Annotated in this window: 19 protein-coding genes and 1 pseudogene; 16 read left to right on the top strand and 4 right to left on the bottom strand. The window is 43.5% G+C overall.

Annotated elements, in window-relative coordinates; translation table 11 throughout:
* Positions 1-227 precede the first annotated feature (227 nt).
* From NXX38_RS03640 to NXX38_RS03600, 9 genes and pseudogenes are all read left to right on the top strand, one after another.
* Positions 228-1,337 carry an efflux RND transporter periplasmic adaptor subunit gene (locus tag NXX38_RS03640; protein WP_409012879.1) on the top strand — a complete coding sequence of 370 codons (1,110 nt, stop codon included), beginning with the start codon at positions 228-230 and terminating at the stop codon, positions 1,335-1,337.
* Positions 1,338-1,359: 22 nt separating this feature from the next.
* The gene (locus tag NXX38_RS03635; RefSeq protein ID WP_148365548.1) at positions 1,360-4,566 is read left to right on the top strand and encodes an efflux RND transporter permease subunit; all 3,207 of its coding nucleotides are present in this window, start codon (positions 1,360-1,362) and stop codon (positions 4,564-4,566) included.
* The gene (locus NXX38_RS03630) at positions 4,563-5,933 is read left to right on the top strand and encodes a TolC family protein (RefSeq protein WP_195650248.1); all 1,371 of its coding nucleotides are present in this window, start codon (positions 4,563-4,565) and stop codon (positions 5,931-5,933) included. The genes NXX38_RS03635 and NXX38_RS03630 overlap by 4 nt, the downstream gene beginning before the upstream one ends.
* Before the next feature lie 159 nt (positions 5,934-6,092).
* Positions 6,093-6,439, top strand: a pseudogene (locus NXX38_RS03625) (hypothetical protein).
* 414 nt (positions 6,440-6,853) lie between these two features.
* A complete protein-coding gene (locus tag NXX38_RS03620) occupies positions 6,854-7,102 on the top strand; it encodes a hypothetical protein (protein WP_229128672.1) in 249 nt (82 codons plus the stop codon).
* A 244-nt stretch (positions 7,103-7,346) separates the two neighbouring features.
* The gene (locus NXX38_RS03615; protein WP_008997801.1) at positions 7,347-8,030 is read left to right on the top strand and encodes an energy transducer TonB; all 684 of its coding nucleotides are present in this window, start codon (positions 7,347-7,349) and stop codon (positions 8,028-8,030) included.
* A gap of 107 nt (positions 8,031-8,137) precedes the next feature.
* Positions 8,138-8,761 (top strand): hypothetical protein, encoded by a 624-nt coding sequence (locus NXX38_RS03610; protein WP_258978611.1) that lies wholly within the window; start codon positions 8,138-8,140, stop codon positions 8,759-8,761.
* 45 nt (positions 8,762-8,806) lie between these two features.
* Positions 8,807-9,370, top strand: a complete 564-nt coding sequence (locus NXX38_RS03605; RefSeq protein ID WP_004302366.1) for a cob(I)yrinic acid a,c-diamide adenosyltransferase — start codon at positions 8,807-8,809, stop codon at positions 9,368-9,370.
* A gap of 73 nt (positions 9,371-9,443) precedes the next feature.
* Complete coding sequence (locus NXX38_RS03600; RefSeq protein WP_002558131.1) at positions 9,444-9,665, top strand: DUF2795 domain-containing protein; 222 nt, start codon at positions 9,444-9,446, stop codon at positions 9,663-9,665.
* Between the two features lie 92 nt (positions 9,666-9,757).
* Here the strand turns inward: NXX38_RS03600 and NXX38_RS03595 are convergent, their stop codons facing one another.
* Genes NXX38_RS03595 through NXX38_RS03585 form a run of 3 tightly spaced genes read right to left on the bottom strand, consistent with a single transcriptional unit; the run spans position 9,758 to position 13,365 of the window.
* Positions 9,758-10,945: a porin gene (locus NXX38_RS03595; RefSeq protein WP_148365538.1), complete on the bottom strand. Its 1,188-nt coding sequence runs from the start codon at positions 10,943-10,945 to the stop codon at positions 9,758-9,760.
* Between the two features lie 15 nt (positions 10,946-10,960).
* Complete coding sequence (gene ansB, locus NXX38_RS03590; protein ID WP_148365537.1) at positions 10,961-12,019, bottom strand: L-asparaginase 2; 1,059 nt, start codon at positions 12,017-12,019, stop codon at positions 10,961-10,963.
* Positions 12,020-12,054: 35 nt separating this feature from the next.
* Positions 12,055-13,365 (bottom strand): anaerobic C4-dicarboxylate transporter family protein, encoded by a 1,311-nt coding sequence (locus tag NXX38_RS03585; protein ID WP_148365536.1) that lies wholly within the window; start codon positions 13,363-13,365, stop codon positions 12,055-12,057.
* A 177-nt stretch (positions 13,366-13,542) separates the two neighbouring features.
* Here NXX38_RS03585 and aspA point away from each other — a divergent pair, with 177 nt between their 5' ends.
* From aspA to NXX38_RS03550, 7 genes are all read left to right on the top strand, one after another.
* The gene (gene aspA / locus NXX38_RS03580) at positions 13,543-14,976 is read left to right on the top strand and encodes an aspartate ammonia-lyase (RefSeq protein ID WP_148365535.1); all 1,434 of its coding nucleotides are present in this window, start codon (positions 13,543-13,545) and stop codon (positions 14,974-14,976) included.
* A gap of 228 nt (positions 14,977-15,204) precedes the next feature.
* Positions 15,205-16,575, top strand: coding sequence for an FAD-dependent oxidoreductase (locus tag NXX38_RS03575; RefSeq protein WP_258978610.1), 1,371 nt, complete (start codon positions 15,205-15,207; stop codon positions 16,573-16,575).
* Positions 16,576-17,609: 1,034 nt separating this feature from the next.
* Entirely contained in the window at positions 17,610-18,041 is a 432-nt protein-coding gene (locus NXX38_RS03570) for a hypothetical protein (protein ID WP_148365533.1), read from the top strand.
* A gap of 200 nt (positions 18,042-18,241) precedes the next feature.
* A complete protein-coding gene (locus NXX38_RS03565; RefSeq protein ID WP_148365532.1) occupies positions 18,242-18,817 on the top strand; it encodes a porin family protein in 576 nt (191 codons plus the stop codon).
* Between the two features lie 192 nt (positions 18,818-19,009).
* A complete protein-coding gene (priA, locus tag NXX38_RS03560) occupies positions 19,010-21,466 on the top strand; it encodes a primosomal protein N' (RefSeq protein ID WP_258978609.1) in 2,457 nt (818 codons plus the stop codon).
* A 51-nt stretch (positions 21,467-21,517) separates the two neighbouring features.
* Positions 21,518-23,314 carry a DUF4091 domain-containing protein gene (locus tag NXX38_RS03555; RefSeq protein ID WP_148365530.1) on the top strand — a complete coding sequence of 599 codons (1,797 nt, stop codon included), beginning with the start codon at positions 21,518-21,520 and terminating at the stop codon, positions 23,312-23,314.
* 149 nt (positions 23,315-23,463) lie between these two features.
* A complete protein-coding gene (locus tag NXX38_RS03550; protein WP_148365529.1) occupies positions 23,464-23,934 on the top strand; it encodes a low molecular weight protein-tyrosine-phosphatase in 471 nt (156 codons plus the stop codon).
* Here the strand turns inward: NXX38_RS03550 and NXX38_RS03545 are convergent.
* A complete protein-coding gene (locus NXX38_RS03545; RefSeq protein WP_148365528.1) occupies positions 23,909-25,981 on the bottom strand; it encodes an HD family phosphohydrolase in 2,073 nt (690 codons plus the stop codon). The two genes, NXX38_RS03550 and NXX38_RS03545, sit on opposite strands and share 26 nt — an antisense overlap.
* Between the last annotated feature and the right edge of the window lie 23 nt (positions 25,982-26,004).

The raw sequence follows: 26,004 nt of genomic DNA, 5'->3' as shown, positions 1-26,004 counted from the left end.
AAAGTAGTAAATAATACCAAATAGCATTACATCTTCATCACAACTTTATATGAAGAGGATAGGTCTTTGGCTTCATTCATTCCGTTTCACCACTTATCTCTGCGGTTTCGTCCCCCAAAAATCCGGCTTTGACCAGAATTACATTGCGGGAGCGGGCGCTGACACCTACTTTTGCACCGCTCTTGTGAGAACTAATCAATCACTATAATACATTGAATTTTATGAAAATGGAAACAAACAAAATGTGGCAAATCTTCATGCTGACAACACTCCTTACTCTTGCCGGATGCAAGAACGGAGGAGGAGAATATTCGCAGTCTGTATCGGAATATGCGACGATGCAGGTGGCACCAGTCAATAAAACTCTTTCTACCCAATACCCGGCGGCTATCCAGGGTAAGCAGGATATTGCTATCTTTCCGCAGGTGACGGGAACCATCACCCGATTGTGTGTAAACGAGGGACAGGCGGTGAAACGTGGACAAGTGCTTTTCATCATCGACCAGGTTCCCTATCAGGCAGCTTTGGCCACAGCCCGGGCGAATATGGAAGCAGCCGATGCTACATTGGCTACGGCACAACTGACTTACGATAGCAAGAAAGAACTCTTTGCTCAAAACGTCATTTCGGCTTATGAATTGAAAACGGCCGAGAATAATCTGTTGATGGCGAAAGCCGGACGCGCACAAGCCAAAGCGCAGGAGCTGAGTGCTGCCAATGACCTTTCCTACACCGAAGTGAAAAGTCCCTCGGATGGAGTGATCGGTACACTTCCCTATCGTGTTGGTACACTTGTTAGTGCCGGAATGGCACAACCACTGACTACCGTATCAGACAACTCGGACATGTATGTTTACTTCTCAATGACGGAAAATCAACTCTTAGGACTCATTCGCCAATATGGTTCTAAAGAGAAGGCTTTGCAGTCGATGCCTGCCATCGAACTGGTGCTGAATGACCGGACTACCTACGAAGAAAAAGGTATTATAGCAACTATCAGCGGAGTAGTGGATGCTTCGACAGGAACCGTCAGTGTACGGGCAGCATTCCCCAACAAGAACGGACTGCTGCATAGCGGAAGCTCGGGAAATGTGGTGGTTCCATCGGTCTACAAAGACGGTATCATCATTCCTCGTGCAGCAACTTACGAAGTGCAGGACAAGGTCTTTGTCTATAAGGTAGTGGATGGCAAAACGCATTCTACCCAAATAAGTGTGGAGCGTGTGGACGGTGGACAGGATTACATCGTGACGAACGGACTTGCCGTAGGGGATGAAATCGTGACAGAAGGTGTCGGACTACTACAGGATGGAATGCCGATAACAAAGAAGAAGTAACTAACTCAAAATTGAAAAAACAATGAACTTACGAATATTTATAGAACGCCCCGTGCTCTCCGCCGTCCTTTCCATTGTGATTGTAGTGGTGGGGATTATCGGGTTATTCACCCTACCCGTGGAGCAATATCCTGATATTGCCCCGCCTACTGTCCAGGTGTACACTGCATACGACGGTGCCAGTGCTGAAACGGTGCAGAAGAGTGTCATCGCTCCGTTGGAGGAAGCCATCAATGGTGTGGAAGACATGACTTATATGACTTCCAGTGCTTCTAATGCCGGTTCAGCCGAAATAACCATTTACTTTAAGCAAGGTACCGATCCGGACATGGCCGCTGTCAATGTACAGAACCGTGTGTCGAAAGCTGCCGGACAACTTCCTGCGGAAGTGACCCGTGTGGGTGTCAGTGTCAACAAGCGACAGAACGGTATGCTCCAGATATTTACCTTGCATAGTCCCGATAGCTCATTAGACGAGAACTTTCTCTCGAACTATATCAATATTAACTTGAAACCTGCCATCTTGCGTATTTCCGGAGTGGGAGATGTGCAGGTGATGGGTGGTGTCTATTCCATGCGCGTATGGCTTAAACCTGACGTCATGGCACAGTACAAGCTGATTCCTTCCGACGTGACTGCTGCACTGGCCTCACAAAACATTGAAGCTGCAACAGGCTCCATTGGTGAGAATTCCAAGGAAGCTAAAGCGTATACCATGAAATACCGAGGTCGATTGATGACTCCCGAAGAATTTGGAGAGATCGTGATCCGCAGCACTAAGAATGGTGAGGTACTTCGTTTAAAAGAGATTGCCAACATCAGTCTCGGACAAGAATCGTATTCTTATCAAGGTAGTTTCAATGGTAAACCCGGTGTGTCATGTATGGTTTATCAGACTGCCGGTTCTAATGCCACAGAGATTAATCGTGAGATTGACGCTTTTCTGGCAGACGCTTCCAAACGTCTTCCCAAAGGGGCGGAAATAACCCAGTTGATGAGTACCAACGAATTTCTCTTCGCCTCTATCCATGAGGTATTGAAGACACTGATCGAAGCGATTCTGCTGGTAATCCTTGTGGTATATGTTTTCTTACAGGATATTCGTTCTACACTTATTCCGCTGGTGGGTATTTTTGTTTCTCTTATCGGAACTTTCGCTTTCATGGCGTTGGTAGGATTCAGTATCAATTTGATTACGCTTTTCGCATTAGTGCTGGTCATCGGTACAGTGGTGGATGATGCCATTATTGTGGTCGAGGCAGTGCAATCCAAGTTCGATTCCGGCTACCGTTCGCCCTATATGGCCAGTGTGGATGCAATGAAAGGACTGTCGGGTGCTATCGTTACCACTTCACTGGTGTTTATGGCGGTATTTATTCCGGTGTCTTTCATGAGTGGGACTTCGGGTACATTCTATACGCAGTTCGGTCTGACAATGGCTGTGGCGGTAGGTATTTCTACCATCAATGCATTGACACTAAGTCCTGCCCTCTGCGCCTTGATTCTGCGACCCTATACCAATGAGGACGGCACACAGAAGCAAAACTTCGCAGCCCGTTTCCGCCGTGCGTTCAACACTGCGTTCGAATCATTGTCAGAGCGGTATAAAAAAGGAGTTCTCTTCTTTATCCGTCGCAAATGGTTGACAGGTGCCTTTGTTGCCGGGACAGTCGTAATCCTTGCCTTGTTGATGAACAGCACCAAAACAGGCCTTGTGCCCGATGAAGATCAGGGACTGGTGTTTGTTGCCGTATCCACTGCGCCGGGAAACTCACTTTATGCTACCGATGGCATTATGAACCGTGTAGAAGAACGTATTCAGCAAATCCCACAGGTGAAACAGGTACTCAAAGTGACTGGTTGGTCAATGGGTGGTGCGGGTAATTCTTCCGGTATTTTCTTTGTTCGCCTTACTCCGTGGGATGAACGACCGGAGGAAGAAGATCACGTGCAGGCAGTAATCGGACAGATTTATGCCCGTACCGGAGATATCAAGGATGCCACAGTTTTTGCCATGGCTCCGGGTATGATACCTGGTTATGATATGGGTAATGCGCTCGATATCCAAATGCAGGACAAGGCTGGAGGTGATCTCACAGAGTTTTTCAGCATCACTCGCCAGTTTATCGACTCGTTGAATCAGCGGCCTGAACTGGCAATGGCTTTTTCATCTTTCGAAATCAACTATCCCCAGTGGCAGGTCGATGTGGATGCTGCTAAGTGTCTGCGTGCCGGAATCATGCCTGATGAGGTGCTTTCTACCTTGGGGGGATATTATGGAGGTAGCTATGTCAGCAACTTTAACCGCTTTTCGCGCGTCTATCGTGTGATGGTGCAAGCTGATCCGAATTATCGTCTGGATGAGGCTTCGCTCAACCGTCATTTTGTTCGCTTGAGCAATGGAGAGATGGCACCGTTGAGTCAGTTCGTCACACTGACCAAAGTATATGGAGCCGAGAGCCTGAACCGTTTTAATATGTATAACTCCATTGCACTCAATGCCATGCCTGCCGAAGGGTACAGTTCGGGTGAAGCCATCCGTGCCGTACAGGAAACTGCTGCCCGTGTGCTTCCCGCCAACTATGATTTCGATTTTGGCGGACTGGCGCGAGAGGAGAGCAATCAGAGTAATACCACCATCGTGATTTTTGCTATCTGCCTATTGATGGTTTATCTGCTATTGAGTGCGCTTTATGAGAGTTTCTTCGTTCCGTTTGCCGTCCTGCTTAGTGTTCCGGCCGGATTGATGGGTAGCTTCCTCTTTGCCAAATTGCTTGGATTGGAGAATAATATTTATCTGCAAACAGGACTTATCATGCTTATCGGTCTGTTGGCAAAAACTGCTATTCTTCTCACCGAATATGCTACCGAGCGCCGTCGTGCCGGTATGAGTCTGACGTCTGCTGCGCTTATTGCTGCTAAAGATCGTTTGCGTCCTATTCTTATGACGGCACTGACGATGATTTTCGGTATGGTACCTTTGATGTTAGCATCTGGCGTAGGAGCCAACGGAAACAGTTCACTCGGTACGGGTGTGGTAGGCGGTATGCTGGTGGGTACATTGGCACTGTTATTCATTGTGCCGGCTATGTTTATTGTCTTCCAGGCAATACAGGAGAAAGTGCGACCGATTCAGTTTGATGCCACTGTTGCCGACTGGCAGATAAAGGAAGAGGTGGAGAAAGCCGATGAAGAAAGAAAACAATATTTGGAGAATAAGAAGAAATGAAAAGAAATATCATCACCCTTGCCATAACGGCGCTCATGCTGAGTAGTTGCGGCATCTATACAAAATATCAACCGGCAACGACCGTCCCCGAAGATCTTTTTGGGGCGGCGGAAACGGTTTCTGATACAATTCATAATATTGCCAAGTTGAATTGGCGTCAATTGTTCGTCGATCCTCATCTGCAATCCCTCATTGAGCAGGGGTTGCGGAATAACACCGATCTACAGTCCGCTCACTGGCGAGTGGAAGAAGCCCGTGCTTCACTTAGTGCGGCCCGCCTGGCTTATCTGCCCTCATTCGCTTTTTCACCGCAGGGCACTGTGAGCAGTTTCGATAAGGGGAAAGCTGGACAGAGCTATTCCCTGCCTATTACTTCCTCTTGGGAAATTGATATCTTCGGTCGGCTGACGAATGCCAACCGTCGTGCTAAAGCTCTTTATATTCAAAGTCAGGAATATGAACTCGCTGTTAAGACACAATTGATAGCCAATCTAGCGAATACCTATTATACACTTTTAATGCTGGATGCTCAATTGGCCATCTCCGAGGAAACAGAAGTAAAATGGAAAGAAAGTGTACGCGTTATGCAAGCTTTGAAGAATGCCGGTCAAGGTAACGAAGCAGGTTTGGCACAAACCGAAGCTACCTACTATTCCATCTGTACCACTGTTTTGGATTTAAAGGAACAAATCAGGCAGGCGGAAAACAGTCTTTGCCTGATGCTGGGAGAAACTCCGCAATTTATCCGTCGTGGCACACTGGACGGACAGGTTTTGCCACAGGATTTATCCGTAGGTATCCCTTTACAACTTCTTGCTAATCGTCCTGATGTCAGATCATCAGAATTGGCTTTAGCGCAAGCCTTTTACACGACTAATGAGGCACGCTCTGCCTTTTATCCATCCATCACCCTCAGCGGTTCTGCCGGGTGGACAAATGGAGTAGGTGAGGTGGTTATGAATCCGAGTAAGTTGTTGCTGTCAGCTGTTGGCTCCCTTACGCAGCCCTTATTTAATAAGGGGCAGAATATAGCCCGTCTAAAAATAGCTAAAGCGCAACAGGAAGAAGCGAAGTTGTCTTTCACGCAAACCCTACTCAATGCCGGTGCTGAAGTGAACAACGCTTTGAAGCAAAATCAAACGGCCCGGGATAAATCCGATCTTTACCGGCGCCAGATCTCTTCTCTACAAACGGCTGTTACCAGCACACAGCTGCTTATGCAACATGGAAATTCCACTTATCTTGAAGTCCTCACCGCCCAGCAAACTCTACTGACAGCACAGTTGACACAGGTGAGTAACCGGTTTCAGGAGATACAAGGAATAATCAATCTGTATCAAGCACTAGGAGGAGGTAGGGAAGAGTAATGGAAATAATTGAATGACACTCATATCCGGCTGAATATTTATAATGTGGAGAAACAATAAATAATGTAAAAAAGCAGATTTTCTTTTCATCGTAGAATTAACTTTCAAACTTTAGTGAGGTCTAACATACATTACTCACTTAATATGATATTTAGAATTATGAGAAAGCAAATTTTAAGTTTGGCAGTTGCACTATTGATTGGCTCAACTGTATGTATGGCTCAAAATCGTCAGAAAGGAAAAGCTGATAGAGAGAAACGCATAGGAACAAATGGTTACTGATTTGGGACTGAATGAAAAGCAGGCCAAAGATTTTAAAGCTGCAATGGAAGAGATGAGACCTGCAAAAAATAAATCGGATGAAAAACCTTCACGAGAAGAAATGCAAAAGAAAAAGAAGGAAGTCGATGCTAAAATAAAAAAGCATTCTGACCGATGAACAATATAAGAAGTATCAGGATATGCGTAAGAAGGATAACGCGAAGAAAAAGAAAAAAGCACAATAAGTACTGTGAATTTAAGCTAAACCTATCATATGGATGATTATAAAAGATTGTCTGTTATGAGGCTATGTTTATTTCCTGTCCTTTCATAAATATTTATTTAATCTACATTTTAGTTTTCGTTCTACTAAAGTTGGATGTATGTTCTCCATTTAAGGTGAAAACATATATTCAACTTAGGTGGAGCGATTTTTTATGAGATAATGAAGAATATGAAGTTAAAGAGGAACTACAAGCAAAAAAGTAGCGGTAGTTATATCTATCTAATTGTGGGCTATTTTTTTATAATTAATGCATATTGAGAAATGCTTTGTCAACACATATATCTTCTATAAAAGCATGAGATAGATAAAGCCTGCCAGTTTGGTAAGTCAAGATTGATAATCAAATTCGGAGATATTACTTCGGCAGTGACGGATGTTATTGTTAGTGCTGACGACGCTTATCTTTCAATGGGTGGAGGAGTTTCTGCATCTATCCTATGCAATTACGATAGACTGGTCTCAAAAGGACGAATTTACAGTAGAGAAATCCATTAACAGTATTATTAAAAAGAGCTTGAATGTATTGTCCGTTCTGGGATTGAAGAGCATTGCTTTTCCTGTAATAGCTACCAGAGCTGCGCGATACAGCCTCATCGAACATACTTGCTTCAGAATACCATAAAAGCAACCCTGCTGGACTTCAATGTATTTGTCCGAATCCTGATAACCTCAAACGAATTATTCATAAATTTTATCCAAAAGAAGAAAAAAGAATAAAATAAACAAGAGACGTCGTAACAACCTATCCATAAAAAGATTATATTTATTGCAGCGAGAGAGCACTTTAAGTAATGCTTAAGAGGAAAAACGAAAAGTAGTATATATACTATATATTTTCTATTATTAATTACTTAAACACATTTTTTATGGAAGCCAAGAAATCAAAAAAGGCTGCAATTGAGAATCAACGGGGTTCTTGGTTGTTGATGGGTTTGGTTGTTGCGCTAGCCTTCATGTTCGTTTCGTTCGAATGGACACAACATGATGTCAGAGTTGCAGCACTATCACCAGATGATGAATCCATCTTTGTAACAGAGCTAGTTCCAATCACATTCCCAGACGAGAAACTGGAACCGCCTCCTCCTCCCGAAACTAAGGTAACAGAATTGTTCGAAATAGTGGAAAACAATATGGAGGTGACGGATAACGTTTCTACAGTGTCAGAGGATATGAATGCAGTTCGTGACGTTATTTGGATACCCCCAGTGGTAGAAACAGAAACGGTAGTTGAAGACATTATTCACGTAAGTGTTGAAGTCATGCCGGAGTTTATTGGAGGTACAGCTGCTTTAATGAAATACTTAAGTAGTAATATCAAATATCCGACGATTTCGCAGGAAACAGGTTCACAAGGAAAAGTCATTGTTCAGTTTGTTGTAGACAAAGACGGAACGATTTCCAATCCTGAAGTTGTGCGAGGGGTTGATCCTTATTTGGATAAAGAAGCTATCCGCGTGATAAGTTCTATGCCGAAATGGACTCCCGGAGTGCAAAATGGTAAGAAAGTTCGAGTGAAATTTACTGTACCGGTATCATTCAGACTACAGTAGTAACTTGGAATAAATGAGTATGAGGGTCGGTTCTTGATGGGAACCGACCCTTTTTCAATAAAAAAATATATCTTTGTCGGGAGAATAAAAATACGAATGATTGTTTTATGAATCTTCTACTCTGTATAAAAAGACCTTTTATCTGGCTTTCCCGCTTTCGTTATCGTTGCGGATATGGCGTACATTCCCCTTTTGCTTTTAGTCTGATTACCGATGTGATTTATGAGAAGATGCCTTACTATGCCTATTCTTCTTTGAAAAAAGAACAGCAAAAGATGATGAGAGAGCGTGGGTGGACGAAAGGTTCTCAAAAAGTGAACCGTTTCCTGTTCCGGTTGGTGAACAGAGTACAGCCTGATACAATCATAGAGGTTGGGCGTCCGTCCTCTACAACCCTCTACTTACAATCCGCTAAACCGTCGGCTTCCTACCTTTTTGCATCCGACTTGTCGGAACTGTTTCTGGATGCAGACACTTCAGTCGACTTTCTGTATCTGAATGATTACCGGAATCCCGACTTACTGGAAGAAGTCTTCCGGATCTGCGCACATCGCACTACTCCTAAAAGTGTATTTGTTGTTCATGGCATTTGTTATTCCAAAGGGATGAAAACACTTTGGAAAAAGCTGCAGACCGATGAAAGAGTGGGCATCACTTTTGACCTCTACGACCTTGGTTTATTATTTTTTGATAAAACGAAGATAAAACAGCAGTATATTGTCAACTTCTAAGAACCTTTGTACGTTTACCTTATAGTAACTGTAAAAAAGAAGATCATGAAAAAGAGCCTTGTATATACAAAGACCGGAGATAAAGGAACTACCAGTCTTGTTGGTGGAAGCCGCGTCCCGAAGACCCATATCCGTTTGGAAGCTTACGGAACTGTAGATGAATTAAATTCTCATCTGGGATGGTTGAACACCTATCTGCAGGATGAATCAGACCGTGATTTCATCTTGAGCATTCAGCATAAGCTATTTGCCATCGGTTCACACCTGGCCACCGACCAGGAAAAAACGCAACTGAAGGCTGCCAGCATCATAACTCCCGAAAACGTGGAGAATATTGAGCGGGAGATTGATAAGCTGGACGAACAACTTCCGGAGCTTTGTGCTTTTATTATTCCCGGAGGAAGTCGTGGAGCAGCTGTTTGTCATGTTTGCCGTACTATTTGCCGGAGAGCCGAAAGACGTATTCTGGCTTTGTCCGAAACTTGTACAATTTCTCCTGAAGTATTAGCATTTGTCAACAGATTATCAGATTATTTGTTTGTATTATCCCGAAAAATTAATTTTGATGAACAAAATAATGAAATATTTTGGGATAATAGTTGGAAATGATAGATTTTGTTATACTTTTGCCGAAAAATAGAAAACGAGACAAATTTAGTATTCATTTTAAATACTCAAGATTATGTATTGGACATTGGAACTAGCATCAAAACTTGAAGATGCTCCCTGGCCGGCAACCAAGGATGAATTGATTGATTATGCCATGCGTTCGGGTGCTCCTCTTGAAGTTATTGAGAATCTCCAAGAGATGGAAGATGAGGGCGAAATCTATGAGAGTATCGAAGATATTTGGCCGGATTATCCTAGTAAGGAGGATTTTTTCTTTAACGAGGAAGAGTATTGATTTAAGACCGAACATATAAAAATACCCGATAACCTTTGCAAGAAGGCTATCGGGTATTCTTATATTGTCAGCTACGGTTTCTGGCTTTAGAACTAGAATACAGGCATCTGCCAGATAAATCCCACAGAAATACGGTTAGTACTGTAATTCTCCTGTCCCAGCACTTTGGCGCGGGAAGTAAAATCATACGAACGTCCCACGTAGGTAACAAAGAAGTGCAGATTAGTTTCCATCGGGTAATATTCGATACCGCCCAGATATCCCCAGGAAGTACGGTAATTGCCCTTTTCTATACCTTCGGATGCCTTGCCTACAGAAGCCGTTTCGTACATACCCTTCACAAAAACATTCCATTTCGGAAGAAAGCGGTAATTACATTTGGCAACAACCGAAAGATAGTTCGCATCAAAAGCATTATGTCCGCCCGGACGACCTACGATACTGGTAATGATTCCTTTGCGGTCAATATCCTCTTTTGAATACATGAAATCGACAAAAGCATTCCATTTTCCAAGATTCAACTCGTTACCTAAAGCATAATAATACATATTGTGACTTTTGGCCTCGTTCATAACAGAAGCCGACCAACGGGTTTTAAATACATTATTGAAATTACCGTTCCAGTTCAATGTATAAACCAGTGGCATTTTGCCCGATTTCAGATCGGGGAGATTGCCTTCGGCATCCTCTGTAATCCCGTAAGTGCTGTCGAAAGAACTGTTACGGCTGTTCAATATCTGCAGGTTAAGCTGCTGTTCGGGAGTAATGTTATAACCCACATTCAATCCGGTCATGAAGTTGCTCATGTAATCAATCATATCGCTGTATTGATAGATGTCGATCGGATTCAGGTCGAACTCGATACCACCGTATGCGGCACATTGCTTTCCTGCAAAAAGACTAAACTGGTCATTCAGCTTGATACCGATTCCGGCATAGTCGATAGAAGTCGGGAGATTATCAATCATGCCGTTTGCATCGTTCGAGCGGTTGAGGCGCTGACGATAGCGGTAAGACAACCAGTTGTTGATATTTCCTTTCGCTTCGATACGGAGTTGGTGCATATTAAAGTCACCCTCTTGAAAACCATTCTGGAAATGAGCGTCAAAGCTCCCTTGCATATTCAGATAAAGATTGAATTTATCTGTTTTCTTTTTCACGTCTGTCAGCTCTTCAAACAGGGGAGTGTTCGGATTGAATTTCTCCTTTTTCTCTGTTTTTTGAGCATATACTCCCTGTATGCTGCCCGCCAGAAGCAGCATGAATATCCATTTTTTCATAAGTAAGTCCGGTTTTTAGTATTCGTTGAAATATTGCTGAATCTGTTTCCAGTCTGTAGTTTTTGTTAGTGCAAGCATTAACAAAACACGAGATTTCTGCGGGTTCAGTTCCTGCGAAGCCACAAACTGATATTTGGCGTCGTCCACCTCTGCATCCAGTGTGGTAGGTCCGGTCGGGACACGGGAAGAACGAACGACAAGAATACCTTTTTGGCGGGCATCCGTCAATACCGGGAAGATGTTCTGGTGAATATTTCCGTTTCCTACTCCTGCGTGGATAATTCCTTTGTAACCGTTGCTAAGCATCGGAGTCACCATATCGGCTTCAATGTTGGAATAACTGTACACGATACCTACTTTGGGAAGCGCGTTCAGATGCGTGACATCAAAAACGGACTGGGTAGTATGTTTCTTTAGCGTTACTTGATTATAGAACACTTTTCCGTTCAGTACATAACCCAGTGCGCCGGAGTTGGGGGCTTGGAAAGTTTGCACATCGACAGTGTTCATTTTAACCGTACTTTGCGCTCCGAGGATAAGGCCGTTCATGGCAACCAATACCCCTTTGTCTTTCGATTCTTTTGCGGCTGCGGTAACAACGGCATTGTAAAGGTTCAACGGGCCGTCGGCACTTAGAGCGGTAGACGGACGCATGGCACCTACTAATACCACCGGTTTGTTGCTCTTGACAGTCAGATTCAGGAAGTAAGCAGTTTCCTCCATGGTGTCTGTTCCGTGAGTAATCACGATACCGTCAATGTCCGGGCGTTTCAGTAGTTCGTTGATTTTCTTGGCAAGCGTCAGCCAAACCTGGTCGTTCATGTCCTGCGAGCCGATTTTAACGATCTGCTCTCCCGTTACGTTGGCGATGTCTTTAATTTCGGGCACAGCATCGAGCAGCGTGCCGATGGCAACCTGTCCTGCCGTATAACTGGTTCCGGTAGCCGAGCTTCCCGTACCTGCGATGGTTCCTCCCGTTGCAAGAATATGAATATTCGGTTTTGCGGCGAATGCCATAGTTACGGAAAACAGTAGTGTGACTACTACCAGTCCAAAGCTTTTGAATTGTTTCATAACTGAATGATGTTTAGGTTAATAATATGAATCTATTAGAATATTTGTATAAAGAGCAAACCTAGTGCGATTGCCACAACGGTCGATATCAGACCGGGCATCATAAATGAATGGTTCAACACATATTTGCCGATTTTTGTTGTCCCGGTACGGTCGAAATTAATCGCAGCCACCACGGTAGGATAATTCGGAATAAAGAAATATCCGTTCACGGCAGGGAATAAAGCGATCAGCATATAAGGAGAAATTCCCAACGCGATACCCAGAGGAACGAGTGCCCGTACGGTGGCGGCCTGACTATACAGCAGAATAGACATCACAAACAGGGCGACACCGAACAGCCACGGCATTTGTTGTACGATCCCCTGGATAGAGAGCGTCAGCTGTCCCATATTTCCCTGAAGAAAAGTATCTCCCATCCAAGCAATACCGAAGATGGCAATCACCGCCTGCATACCTGCCGGGAATACGGAACCTTGCGTTGCCTTAATCCCGTCCGTCTTCGTTACTAACAGGATAATTGCGGCAGCCGACAACATCACGATTTCGATGATGGAAGACATTCCCAAGGTGACTATTTCCCCGTCAATCAGGAAACTGGGGCGCATTCCTTCAAAAGAACCGAAAAGCACGATAAAAGCAGTTGCCAATATAAAGATGATGACGGAAATCATTGCCGAACGTTTGTTCTTGACATCTTTAATCTCCACCTTTTTATTGTTGAATAAACCTTCTTTCAATCTTTTCTGATATTCGGGATCTTCCACCAGTTCCTTGCCGACTCTCATGGAAAACAAGGCGCCTACCAAAACTCCGACGATGGTGGCGGGAATCGTAATCTTGAGAATGTCGAACAGGGTAATGTCGAATCCGGCTAAAAGTCCGAGAAGTGCCACGGTAGCGGCAGAGATCGGACTTGCCGTAATGGCCTGCTGGGAAGCGATGACGGCAATCCCCAACGGACGTTCCGGGCGTATCTTTGTTTCGGTGGCAACCTCTGCGATCACCGGCAGTACGGAATAGGCCACGTGCCCGGTTCCGGCTACAAAAGTAAAGAGGTAAGTCACCAGCGGACTAAGCAGAGTGACGTGTGAAGGATTTTTACGAAGCAAATGTTCTGCCAGTTTCACCATATAGTCCAGACCTCCGGCTGCCTGCATACAGGAAGCGGCCGAAATTACAGCGGCAATCATTAACATAACGTCGATAGGAGGCGCAGTGGGTTGTAAACCAAAAACGAACGTAAGTATAGCCAACCCTACGCCTCCCATTACGCCAAGTCCGATACCTCCCAGGCGCGCGCCAATAATAATGGCTGTCAGAACAAATGCTAATTGTAATATCATAGATTGCTGTTTTAAGTTCCAAACAAAGATAAGTGATTTCTCTCTTTGTATTTTCTTTTTCTTGTATTTACAACAAAAAAGTCTTTGAATAGTTTTTGCATATTTATTAAAACAATAACAAAGTTCATTGGTTATTATAAGAACTAACGAAAACGTTATTACTATAAAACAACCGATATGGAACAGAATTTATCAAAAAAAACTCGTACAGAGAGTGACCTGATAGGTAGTCGTGAAGTGCCGGAAAGTGCACTCTATGGAGTACAGACACTCCGTGGTATCGAAAACTTTCGCATCAGCAAGTTTCATTTGAATGAATATCCTTTGTTCATTCAGGCATTGGCTATTACCAAGATGGGAGCCGCCGTTGCCAACCGTGAACTGGACTTATTAACAGAAGAACAAGCGGATGCTATCTTGAGAGCCTGTAAAGAAATACTTGAAGGAAAGCATCACGAGCAATTCCCCGTAGACATGATTCAGGGAGGAGCCGGTACGACCACTAACATGAATGCCAATGAAGTGATTGCCAACCGGGCATTGGAACTGATGGGACATCAGCGGGGAGAGTATCAATACTGTTCACCCAACGATCATGTCAACCGTTCGCAATCGACCAACGATGCTTATCCTACTGCCATCCACATTGGACTGTATTATACTCATTTGAAGTTGGTTAAGCATTTGGAGGTTCTGATCGAGTCTTTCCGGAAGAAAGCGAATGAGTTTGCGCATATCATCAAAATGGGGCGTACCCAACTGGAAGATGCCGTACCGATGACGCTTGGGCAAACCTTTAATGGCTTTGCAAGTATTCTGTCGCATGAAGTGAAGAATCTCGATTTCGCCGCACAGGATTTTCTGGCAGTCAATATGGGAGCAACGGCCATCGGAACAGGAATCACCGCCGAACCGGAATATGCGGAGAAGTGCATTGCCGCTTTGCGCAAGATTACGGGATTGGATATCAAACTTGCAGACGATTTGGTAGGAGCCACTTCGGACACTTCCTGCATGGTAGGCTATTCGGGAGCGATGAGGCGTGTTGCTGTTAAAATGAATAAAATATGTAATGACTTGCGGTTGCTGGCTTCCGGTCCGCGTTGCGGATTGGGGGAAATCAATCTGCCGGCAATGCAGCCGGGCTCTTCCATCATGCCGGGAAAAGTGAATCCGGTTATTCCCGAAGTCATGAATCAGATAGCCTATAAAGTAATAGGAAACGACCTCTGCGTAGCCATGAGCGGTGAAGCGGCTCAAATGGAACTGAATGCAATGGAGCCGGTAATGGCACAATGCTGTTTCGAGTCTGCCGATCTGTTGATGAATGGTTTCGACACTTTGCGCACGTTATGCATCGACGGCATTACGGCTAATGAAGAAAAATGCAGGAGAGATGTGCATAACAGTATCGGAGTAGTGACAGCCCTGAATCCGGTGATCGGATATAAGAACTCTACCAAAATAGCCAAAGAAGCATTGGAAACCGGGAAGGGAGTTTATGAACTTGTTTTGGAGCATAACATTCTTTCCAAAGAAGACTTGGATACTATCTTAAAACCGGAGAATATGATTAAACCGGTGAAGTTGGACATTCACCCGAATCGTTGATTGATATATAGTAAGTGGAGATTGGTTTAAGATGAGAAATCGCCGGGCAGATCATTGATCTGTTCCGGCGATTTTTGATTATTTATTACTTTGACCTTATATGGGAATAATTGCTAATTTATCCGGCGAAATGGTTATTGTTTATTACTTCGAAAGCGACGAACTTTGCAATATCATTCGTTGTTAACCTGATAAGCAAGTCTTGAACCCATTAAAAGTTATATAGATATGAATGCATTTGATGTTATTATTATCGGTTTCGGTAAGGGAGGAAAGACCCTTGCGGCAGAGTTTGCAAAACGTGGGCGGAAAGTCGCCATTGTTGAACGTTCTGATAAAATGTATGGAGGAACGTGTATCAATATCGGCTGTATTCCGACAAAGACGTTGGTTCATCAGGCTAAAATTGCTTCCGGTATGGAAGACTCCACATTTGAAGAAAGAAGTGCGTTTTATCGCAATGCTATTGCTGTGAAGGAGTCTGTGACAAGTGCGTTGAGAGGCAAGAATTACCATAATCTGGCGGATCATCCTAATGTAACAGTTTATACAGGTGTAGGTTCTTTTGTATCTGCCGATGTGGTTTCTGTCCGTACATCTACTGAAGAAATATGGTTGACATCAAAGCAAATAATTATCAACACCGGAGCGGAAACAATAATTCCGCCTATTGAAGGAGTTGCGGACAATTCTTTGGTTTATACCAGTACTTCAATCATGGAATTGACCGATCTTCCCCGTCGGCTGGTTATTGTTGGCGGCGGTTATATTGGTTTGGAGTTTGCGTCTATGTATGCTTCGTTCGGTTCACAAGTGACGGTACTCGAAAGTTATCCGGAGCTGATTGTCCGTGAGGATCGGGATATTGCTGCAAGTGTAAAAGAAACATTGGAGAAAAAAGGCATTGTTTTTCGGATGAACGCGAAGGTACAATCTGTGAAGCATGTTGAAAATAGGGCTGTCGTTGTTTTCTCTGATTCACAAACTGATGAGGTGTTCGAACTTGAAGCTGATGCCGTATTGTTGGCTACAGGACGCAGGCCGAACACGAAAGATCTGAATCTGAAAGTTGCCGGAGTGGAGACGGACGCACGTGGAGCGATCATTGTGGATGAATATCTGAAGACAACTAATCCGAATATACGTGCCGTGGGTGATGTGAAAGGTGGTTTGCAGTTCACTTATATTTCATTGGATGATTATCGGATTATCCGCGAAGATTTGTTTGGAGATAAGGAGCGGAAAACAAGTGACCGTAATCCGGTTGCTTATTCCGTATTTATTGATCCTCCATTGGCACGTATCGGATTGAATGAGGATGAGGCTCGTAAGCAGAATTTGGATGTGATTATCAAGAAATTGCCTGTTATGGCGATACCGAGAGCAAAGACATTGGGAGAGACGGACGGTCTGCTGAAAGCTGTCATTGATAAGAATACGGGAAAAATAGTAGGTTGTATGCTGTTTGCGCCTGATGCCAGCGAGGTCATTAATATAGTTGCCATGGCAATGAAAACAGGTCAGGATTATACTTTCCTGCGTGATTTCATCTTTACTCATCCCAGCATGAGCGAAGCGTTGAATGATTTGTTCTCATAGAGTAGTAAGAATACGTCTTTCTAGTCGCATACGCTGTGTGGGGCTCATCCTGATTTCAGTTGTCGGGTAAGTTGTGTTTTTCCCGTGATTACTGGTTGGCTAATTTCCGGTCAGTGGCAGCTTGAATTTGTTTAGAGGCTTGAAACAATTTGTTTAGAGGTGTGAAACAATCTGTTCGCAGGCTTGAAACTAAAGTTTCCCCTATGGGGGAACAATGGTTTCCCTACGGGGAAAATGTAGTTTCCTTACGGGGAAACTATAGTCTCTCACCGGGAAACTATTAGTATCATTACATGAAACTTTTATTCGTACTATTGGAAACTGGAACTTTCCTAATGGATAAGCCATTTGCAACGTGAGGGTAGTGTGAGGGTAACTTCTACCCTCACCTTTACTCTCACACCTGTAATGCTGATGAATAAAGGGATTGAACCAATGGGTGAGGGTGTGAGAGTAAAAACAACTACAACTTTTATTTGTGAGAAAGTTCCATAATCAAGAACGAGAAGTAGAGTCGTCTTTTGTCAGATTCATTTTAATACATAACTTCCAGTATTTATTTCCATATTTCGACTGCATTTCAAAAAAAACATATATCTTTGCCGTACGCTTTCAGCCCATCAGCGTGATGGAATAGGCAGAAAGCGGTTTTATTTCCTTATTGGAGTAAAAGCGTATTATCTCTCGATCTTAGAAATAGCCAATCCAAACAAAGAGAGATGATACGGCAGATACTCCACGTGAACGGATGTATATCAACATATTCGTAAGAGATGTGTTATATATAAACGATTGACGTGGGTGTCTGCTGTTATCATTATCTTTTGTGAGGGTGTTGCTAGCCTTAAGATCGGATAATGGTACGGCAGCATCTGCGTCTTTCTTGTATTCGGCCGGTTATAAATTGCCCCAATTTTAACCTAGCCAATCCCCACCCGGCGGACTGCAAAAAGCGTGGATGCTCGTTGTACTAATATATATGAATAAAATATTATTCATCCCTTATTTGTATCACACATGAAAAAACAAACGCTATGGCACAATGGATTAGTATAGAAGAGGCAGCTGCAAAGTACGGATTCGAGACAGAATATCTCTGGGTCTTGGTAGAAATGCGAGAAATCACTGTGGACTACGAAAGGCCGGGCATCGACATCATCAGTGATGACAGTGTTCAGGAGTTTATGAGTCGAAATGAAAAAGGAGCTACCTTGATGTATATCGAAAAACTGGAACGATATTGCATAGATAAGTCAAAACTTTGTTCAATATACCTATCACTCTTAGGCAAACAAGATAAAGAAATCACAAGATATAAAGCAGCCGGAATCCTCTATGATACCTTACAAGTCAAATGGCTGAAACAATGCGACCGGTTGCGGAAGTTGGAAAAAGAACTCGTCTTGGGGCAGACTACTTGCTGTACCTGTTGGCTGAAAAGAATCTGTATGAAAATCAGGAAGTAAAATCGGATTAATTTAATACTTATTTGCTAAAATATCAATTGCTTCATAACCGTACCAATTGGATAAAATCGAACTTATAAGAAATTCTTATTAGTTCGTCAGGAGGGGCAACGACGTCTTTAAATGAACAAACAACCAAGAATTTGTGTTTATTTAATCTAAATATATATCTTTGTCCCGAATTATAAACACGTAAATTTATGAAAAAGATTTTTGGTGCTTTAATGATTGCTATGTGTATAGCTATGGCAATGCCTGCTCAGGCGCAGATACACTTTGGTGTAAAGGGAGGTTTGAACTTGTCAAAGGCGAGTTTCTCTAATGTGAGCGAAAACTTTAAAAAGGATAATTTCACAGGCTTCTTTATCGGTCCGATGGCCGAGTTTAATATTCCAATCGTAGGGTTGGGAGTAGATGCATCTTTGCTTTTTGCTCAACGGGGTATCAAAGTTTCAGAAGGAAATGAAGATTTTACTGTTAAGCAAAACGGTATTGATATTCCTGTGAACCTGAAATATACCATTGGCTTGGGAAGTCTGGCAGGCATTTATCTGGCTGCAGGTCCTGATTTTTATTTCGATTTTGAAAAGAAATCGGGAATTGATAAGAAGAAAGCAGAAGTAGGTATCAATGTGGGTGCGGGTGTGAAATTGCTGAACCATTTGCAGGTGGGGGCTAATTACAATATCCCATTGGGCGATACTGCTGATATTGAAGGTACAAATGCTTCTTATAAGACTAAGACTTGGCAAGTATCTGTAGCCTATATTTTTTAAGTAGTCTGTCGCTTTACATAGTATATGAAAAAGAGTTTCCGATAACCGGAAACTCTTTTTTTGTTTGAGATGATCTTGTTACACTCTCGAATATATTTTCTTCTATTCTCGTATGAAGTAGAGTTTTCTTTTTAAGTGTTCTCCCTTCCTTCTTTTAAATCCCCGTTTTTTTATTGTATTTTTGTGGCTGCAATGAAAAAGTATGTAGATGTCATATTACCGCTTCCGCTTCCGAAGAGTTTTACTTACTCTTTGCCGGATGAATGTGCGGAAGATGTGAAGATAGGCTGCCGTGTGGTAGTTCCTTTCGGGCGGAAGAAGTTTTATACGGCTATCGTCCTCAACGTTCATTATTGTGCTCCAACGGAATACGAAGTGAAAGATATATCTGCATTACTGGATGCTTCTCCCATCTTGTTACCCGCTCAATTCAAATTTTGGGAGTGGATAGCCGACTATTATCTCTGTACACAAGGCGATGTTTATAAAGCGGCACTTCCCTCCGGACTGAAACTGGAGAGTGAAACGATTGTTGAATATAATCCTGATTTTGAAGCGGATGCGCCATTGCCGGAACGTGAACAACGTATTTTGGACTTACTTGCCATAGATTCGCAGCAGTGCGTCACTAAACTGGAGAAAGACAGCGGCATCAAAAATATTCTTGCTGTCATCAAGTCTCTGCTCGATAAAGAAGCGATTTTCGTCAAGGAGGAATTGAGACGTACTTATAAACCGAAAACAGAGGCACGGGTCCGGCTTGCGGGTGCAGCGGATGAGAAACGGCTTCATATCCTGTTTGATATCCTGTCTCGTGCTCCGAAGCAGTTGGCGTTGCTTATGAAATATGTGGAGTGTTCCGGTGTTTTAGGAGCGGGAACTCCGAAAGAAGTCTCCAAGAAAGAACTGTTGCAGCGGGCTAATGTGGCTCCTTCTGTATTGAATGGATTGGTGGATAAGAAGATTTTTGAAATCTACTACCATGAAATCGGCCGGTTGGACAAGCAGGAGAAGGAGATTGTCGAATTAAATCCTTTAAATGAGTTTCAACAACGTGCATTTGATGAAGTCGTACAGTCTTTTCAGGAGAAAAACGTTTGTTTGCTTCATGGGGTAACGTCCAGCGGTAAGACTGAAATTTATATCCATCTGATAGAAGAAGCGATTCGCCAGGGAAAGCAGGTGTTATATTTGTTGCCGGAAATTGCATTGACCACTCAAATTACGGAGCGTTTGCAACGGGTTTTCGGTGCCCGTCTGGGTATCTATCATTCTAAATTCCCCGATGCCGAACGGGTTGAAATATGGAGGAAGCAACTGGGAGAGAACGGATATGATATTATTCTGGGCGTTCGTTCTTCTATTTTCCTGCCTTTTCGGAATCTGGGATTGGTGATTGTGGACGAAGAGCACGAAAATACATATAAACAACAAGATCCCGCTCCCCGCTATCATGCGCGTAGCGCAGCTATTGTACTGGCTGCCATGTACGGAGCTAAGACTCTGTTGGGTACGGCTACTCCTTCTATCGAGTCGTGGCAGAATGCAAGAGAGGGAAAATATGGTTTCGTACAACTGAAAGAACGATATAAAGAAATCCAGTTGCCGGAGATTATTCCGGTGGATATTAAGGAATTGCATCGCAAAAAACGGATGGTCGGACAATTCTCACCGCTCCTGATACAATATATGAAAGAGGCTTTGGAACAGAAAGAACAGGTGATTCTCTTTCAGAACCGTCGTGGGTTTGCCCCGATGGTGGAGTGTCGTACCTGCGGCTGGGTGCCCAAGTGTAAGAATTGTGACGTAAGTCTTACTTATCATAAAGGAATCAATCAGTTAACTTGTCACTATTGCGGTTATACCTATCAACTGCCGAAATCCTGCCCTGCCTGCGAGGGGACAGAACTGGTGAACCGTGGTTTCGGTACGGAAAAGATTGAAGATGACATCAAAATTCTTTTCCCGGAAGCTGCCGTAGCCCGGATGGATTTGGATACTACACGTACCCGCTCCGCCTATGAGAAGATTATTGCAGATTTCGAGCAGGGAAAGACGGACATATTGATCGGTACGCAAATGGTTTCAAAAGGATTGGACTTCGATCATGTCAGTATAGTAGGCATATTGAATGCCGATACCATGTTGAATTATCCCGATTTCCGTTCCTATGAACGTGCGTTTCAGTTGATGGCGCAAGTAGCGGGACGTGCCGGACGTAAGAACAAACGCGGACGGGTGGTATTGCAAACCAAGAGCATCGATCATCCTATCATTCATCAGGTCATTGCCAATGATTATGAAGATATGGTAGGCGGACAATTGGCGGAACGCCAGATGTTCCATTATCCTCCCTATTATCGGCTGGTATATGTTTATCTGAAAAATCATAATGAAGCGTTACTGGATCAGATGGCGGCAGTGATGGCGGATAAGTTGCGGTCAGTATTTGGCAATCGGGTATTAGGTCCGGACAAACCTCCTGTTGCCCGTATCCAGACTTTGTTTATCAAAAAGATCGTCGTTAAGATTGAGCAGAATGCCCCGATGGGACGTGCGCGGGAATTGCTGTTACGCATCCAGCGCGAGATGTTGGCGGACGAACGCTATAAATCTTTGATTGTTTATTATGATGTAGACCCTATGTGATTTAATATTTTTCCCCCATATAATAACCTTTATTAATTTAATTAACTAACCATGAAACGACTTACTATTTTTTCTCTGACTTGTCTTTTTAGCATGGGTGCAGTTTTTGCCCAGCAAGGAGTAACTCAATGCGGTGTTCCGACAGGACAACCGAAGTTCCCTTTACTGACTTATCAGGAGTTGCCTGATCCTACTGCACCTTCTGATAAAGAGTGGGCAGCGGTGACTTCCACTCAAGTCTCTTGGGGTACAACAGATATCCGGTATGCAAAACATCAACTCCCGCAGTTGAAGAAACAACAGACTGTTTCCCTGAAAGGCTGGCGTGGCGAACGGGTGAACGCGCAAGCTGTTGTGTGGACAGGCGTAGAACTGAAAGACCTGAATTTCAGCTTTGGTGATTTCAAGGATAAAAAGGGAAATGTTCTTCCCAAAGATGCATTTACAGGTGGTTTTGTCCGTTATGTGATGACGGATGAATTGAACAAAGATGGGAGAGGGGCGTGCGGACACCGGAAATCTGTGGATTATGATTCATTATTGGTGGCCGACCCTATTGATACCAACCTGAAAACGATGGCTTTGCCTGCTCGTACTGTTCAACCGGTTTGGGTACAGTGCTGGATTCCGCAATCGGCTACTCCCGGAACTTACCGAGGGGAGTTATTAATCAATGACGGCTCGCGTTTATTGCAACGCCTGAATCTGGAAATTACCGTTTCTCCCCGTGAGCTTCCTCAACCTTCGGAATGGGCTTACCACTTGGATTTATGGCAAAGTCCTTATGCAGTGGCACGTTATTATCAGGTTCCTTTATGGAGTCAGGAGCATTTCGACGCCATGCGTCCTTTAATGAAAATGTTGGCAGATGCCGGACAGAAGATTATCACGGCGACTTTGACGTACAAACCCTGGAATGGTCAGACAGAAGATTATTTTGATACAATGGTCACCTGGATGAAACGGGCAGATGGAACATGGGCTTTTGATTATACCATCTTCGACCGTTGGGTGGAATTTATGATGAGTGTAGGCATTGATAAACAGATTAATTGTTACTCAATGGTTCCCTGGGAGTTGTCATTCCAATATTACGATCAGGCAACCAACTCTTTGCAATTCGTGAAAACTGCACCGGGTGAAGCGGCTTATGAAGAAATGTGGGGAGCGATGCTTGCCTCTTTCTCCAAGCATCTGAAAGAAAAAGGATGGTTTGATATTTGTGCCATTGCGATGGACGAACGTCCGATGGAAGTGATGCAGAAGACGTTGAAAGTGATTCGTAAAGCTGATCCGGATTTTAAAGTTTCATTGGCTGGAAACTATCATGCGGAGATTGAGCCGGAACTGTATGATTACTGTATTGTCATCGGACAGGATTTTCCGGAAGAGGTGCGTCTTCGTCGTGTTGCCGAGAACAAACGTACTAATTACTATACTTGCTGTACGGAAGCCCATCCTAACACGTTTACTTTCTCTGAGCCTGCAGAAGCAGCTTGGATGAGTTATTATTCATCTAAGAAACAGCTGGATGGCTATCTACGTTGGGCATATAACAGCTGGCCGTTGGAACCGTTGCTCGATTCCCGTTTCCGTAGCTGGGCAGGTGGAGATACTTATCTTGTATATCCGGGAGCTCGCAGTTGTATCCGTTTCGAACGTTTGATTGAAGGAATACAGGCGCATGAGAAGATCCATATTCTTCGTCAGGAATTTGAGAAAAAAGGAAATAAGGCCGGATTAAAGAAAATTGAGAAAATGCTTGCTCCGTTCCATTTGGGTAGTATGCCGGAAATCCCGGCCGCAGTAACCGTGAACCGGGCTAATCAGATATTAAATTCGTTCTAGTACTGTGGTGAACTATCATATTTAGGCACGGATTACACGGATAACACGGTTTTTAATTGGTTAATCTTTTAAAACCGCGAAATCCGTGTAATCCGTGCCTAAAAATATATAAGTATTCTATATCATTTCTGTATCGTTAAAAATAAATTATGAAGAAAATATTATTTGTCTGTTTAGGAAATATCTGCCGTAGCTCTACGGCTGAAGGCGTAATGCTTCATTTAATTGAAGAGGCGGGACTGGAAAAAGAATTTGTGATAGATTCTGCCGGAATCCTGTCTTATCATCAGGGAGAATTGCCGGATAGCCGGATGCGTGCTCATGCTGCTCGTCGCGGTTATCAATTAGTGCATCGTTCTCGCCCCGTCCGTACGGAAGATTTCTATCATTTTGATCTGATCATCGGTATGGACGACCGGAACATAGATGATTTGAAAGACAAAGCCCCTTCTCCTGAAGAATGGAAGAAGATTCATCGCATGACGGAGTATTGCACCCGTATTCCTGCAGATCATGTCCCTGACCCCTATTATGGAGGGGCCGAGGGTTTTGAATATGTACTCGATGTTCTTGAAGATGCTTGCGCAGGTTTGCTTACTTCTTTAACTCAGGATAACTGATCCGGGTGTGATAAGCAATCTTTAGTTTTTCTTTGAACACAGTTTTCACAGTCGCTATGTCCTTGAAAGTGATAGGACATTCCTTAAAGTAACCTTCAGTGACCTGGGAATCGATAATCTTGTCGACCAGGTTGCTGATTGTTTCTTCCGTATATTCCGGGAGACTGCGTGATGCGGCTTCCACGGCATCCGCCATCATCAGGATAGCCTGCTCTTTGGTGAACGGATTCGGACCGGGATAGGTGAACTGTTCTTCATTCGGTTCTTCGTCCGGATGCTCGTTCTTCCAGGAAATATAGAAATATTTTGTTTTTCCCCGTCCGTGATGCGTGCTGATAAAGTCCTTGACAGCTTTAGGCAGATTGTGTTTATCAGCTAATTTCAATCCATCCGTCACATGACTGATGACGACCTGTGCACTTTGTTCGTAATTCAGGTTCTTATGCGGGTTTATTCCTCCTGACTGATTTTCTGTGAAGAAAGCAGGGTTTTCCATCTTGCCAATGTCATGATACAAAGCTCCTGTACGTACTAACTGGCTTTTGGCTCCAATACGGATGGCTGCTTCCGCAGCAAGATTGGCCACCTGCATGGAATGTTGGAATGTGCCCGGAACCGTTTCGGACATTTGCCGTAAAAGGTCATTATTGATATTCGAAAGTTCTACCAACGTTACATTGGAAGTAAATCCGAAAGTCTTTTCCAATAAAAAGAGTAAAGGATAGGTGAATAATAACAAGATTCCATTGATGATGAAGTAGGTGTACATTCGTATGTTTAACTTCGAAAAGTCGGTGGAAAGGCCGTTCTCTGTCATCAATTCGAAGGCGAAATAAATGGCTGCATAAGTCAGTATGACCAATAAAGCTGTCCGGAAAAGTTGAGACCTTTGCGATAGCTCTCTTAGACTGAATATTGCCACCAATCCTGCTGCCAACTGTGTCAGAATGAATTCATGCGGAAAGCGTAGGGATATGGAGCATATCAGTATGGTAATGACATGCGTCAGGAAAGCAGTCCTCGAATCAAGGAAGACGCGGATGATAATGGGCAGCATCGCGTACGGGATGATATACACATTAAATAGATTATGTGTTACCATGAAAGCGGTTATGACACTGTAAAATACAATCAACGTGAATAGCAATGACAGACTGCCTTTCCGTTGATAGTAGTCTTTCCGGAACAGGTCGAGATAAAGCATAAAACAAAGCATCAGCATTCCTACAAACAGAATCTGTCCGCCGAGAATCAGACGGTTCTGTCCCATGGACTCATTCCGTTTGATGGATTCTTTGCGTAATGACTCCAGGATATTATAGGTATGCGGGCTGATGATTTCCCCCCGGTCAATAATCTTTTGCCCGCTGACTACCAATCCGTTTGCCCAGGAATAGTTGTTCAGAATCTCTTCTTTGGCAGCCTGGGTACGTTCCTCGTCAAAGGTAAGGTTGGGAGTGATGTATTCGTTCAGTGAGCATTGCCTTAAAATTTCCCGGTTGAAATGAGTGGAATCTGCCGACAGCAAGTGCTCATAGGCTTTTTTTACTGTGTAAAGATTCTCGGTAGCCTGTGGATTAGCCAGTTTATCATCAATCACCATGACGGATGAAGTGCTGTCTTTGTGAAGCTGCTGTATATTCTCTGTCGAAACGATACCTGCCTGATAGATTTCTTTTAAAGTGCGTTCGATGTACCGTAAATAATCAATGGAAGGGAGAATACCTTTCAGATTCGTGTGGTAATTCTCCTTCAGTTTGGCGATTGCGTCTTTCTCTATATTCTTATCCAGTTGATAATAAGGTTGGAAGAAAGCCATCAGGCTATCTTGTTCCCTTTTTACTACTGCATCCTCTTTATAAATAGGAAAGTCGAAAGTAGCGATCAACTGTCCGTACTTCCAGGGCTTGTTGATGTCGAACTGGTAATTGAATTTTCCGTCACGTGGCAGGAAATAGACAATCAGTGTTACAGTGCCCACAAATAGCAGTGATTTATATAGTAAATCTCTCCATGAAAATCTTTTTTTCTTCTTCAAATGTTCCATATCCACTGAAATTTTTGCGAAAA

The sequence above is a fragment of the Bacteroides sp. BFG-637 genome, from assembly GCF_024793605.1.
GTDB classification, from domain to species: Bacteria; Bacteroidota; Bacteroidia; order Bacteroidales; family Bacteroidaceae; genus Bacteroides; species Bacteroides vicugnae.
This window is presented reverse-complemented; position numbering and strand designations above follow the sequence as displayed.

What these genes read in the sequence shown, in the direction of transcription:
- NXX38_RS03640 (WP_409012879.1), top strand. Translation starts at nt 228, where the DNA reads ATGGAAACAAACAAAATGTGGCAAATCTTCATGCTGACAACACTCCTT.
- NXX38_RS03635 (WP_148365548.1), top strand. Translation starts at nt 1,360, where the DNA reads ATGAACTTACGAATATTTATAGAACGCCCCGTGCTCTCCGCCGTCCTT.
- NXX38_RS03630 (WP_195650248.1), top strand. Translation starts at nt 4,563, where the DNA reads ATGAAAAGAAATATCATCACCCTTGCCATAACGGCGCTCATGCTGAGT.
- NXX38_RS03620 (WP_229128672.1), top strand. Translation starts at nt 6,854, where the DNA reads ATGTTATTGTTAGTGCTGACGACGCTTATCTTTCAATGGGTGGAGGAG.
- NXX38_RS03615 (WP_008997801.1), top strand. Translation starts at nt 7,347, where the DNA reads ATGGAAGCCAAGAAATCAAAAAAGGCTGCAATTGAGAATCAACGGGGT.
- NXX38_RS03610 (WP_258978611.1), top strand. Translation starts at nt 8,138, where the DNA reads ATGAATCTTCTACTCTGTATAAAAAGACCTTTTATCTGGCTTTCCCGC.
- NXX38_RS03605 (WP_004302366.1), top strand. Translation starts at nt 8,807, where the DNA reads ATGAAAAAGAGCCTTGTATATACAAAGACCGGAGATAAAGGAACTACC.
- NXX38_RS03600 (WP_002558131.1), top strand. Translation starts at nt 9,444, where the DNA reads ATGTATTGGACATTGGAACTAGCATCAAAACTTGAAGATGCTCCCTGG.
- NXX38_RS03595 (WP_148365538.1), bottom strand. Translation starts at nt 10,945, where the DNA reads ATGAAAAAATGGATATTCATGCTGCTTCTGGCGGGCAGCATACAGGGA.
- ansB (WP_148365537.1), bottom strand. Translation starts at nt 12,019, where the DNA reads ATGAAACAATTCAAAAGCTTTGGACTGGTAGTAGTCACACTACTGTTT.
- NXX38_RS03585 (WP_148365536.1), bottom strand. Translation starts at nt 13,365, where the DNA reads ATGATATTACAATTAGCATTTGTTCTGACAGCCATTATTATTGGCGCG.
- aspA (WP_148365535.1), top strand. Translation starts at nt 13,543, where the DNA reads ATGGAACAGAATTTATCAAAAAAAACTCGTACAGAGAGTGACCTGATA.
- NXX38_RS03575 (WP_258978610.1), top strand. Translation starts at nt 15,205, where the DNA reads ATGAATGCATTTGATGTTATTATTATCGGTTTCGGTAAGGGAGGAAAG.
- NXX38_RS03570 (WP_148365533.1), top strand. Translation starts at nt 17,610, where the DNA reads ATGGCACAATGGATTAGTATAGAAGAGGCAGCTGCAAAGTACGGATTC.
- NXX38_RS03565 (WP_148365532.1), top strand. Translation starts at nt 18,242, where the DNA reads ATGAAAAAGATTTTTGGTGCTTTAATGATTGCTATGTGTATAGCTATG.
- priA (WP_258978609.1), top strand. Translation starts at nt 19,010, where the DNA reads ATGAAAAAGTATGTAGATGTCATATTACCGCTTCCGCTTCCGAAGAGT.
- NXX38_RS03555 (WP_148365530.1), top strand. Translation starts at nt 21,518, where the DNA reads ATGAAACGACTTACTATTTTTTCTCTGACTTGTCTTTTTAGCATGGGT.
- NXX38_RS03550 (WP_148365529.1), top strand. Translation starts at nt 23,464, where the DNA reads ATGAAGAAAATATTATTTGTCTGTTTAGGAAATATCTGCCGTAGCTCT.
- NXX38_RS03545 (WP_148365528.1), bottom strand. Translation starts at nt 25,981, where the DNA reads ATGGAACATTTGAAGAAGAAAAAAAGATTTTCATGGAGAGATTTACTA.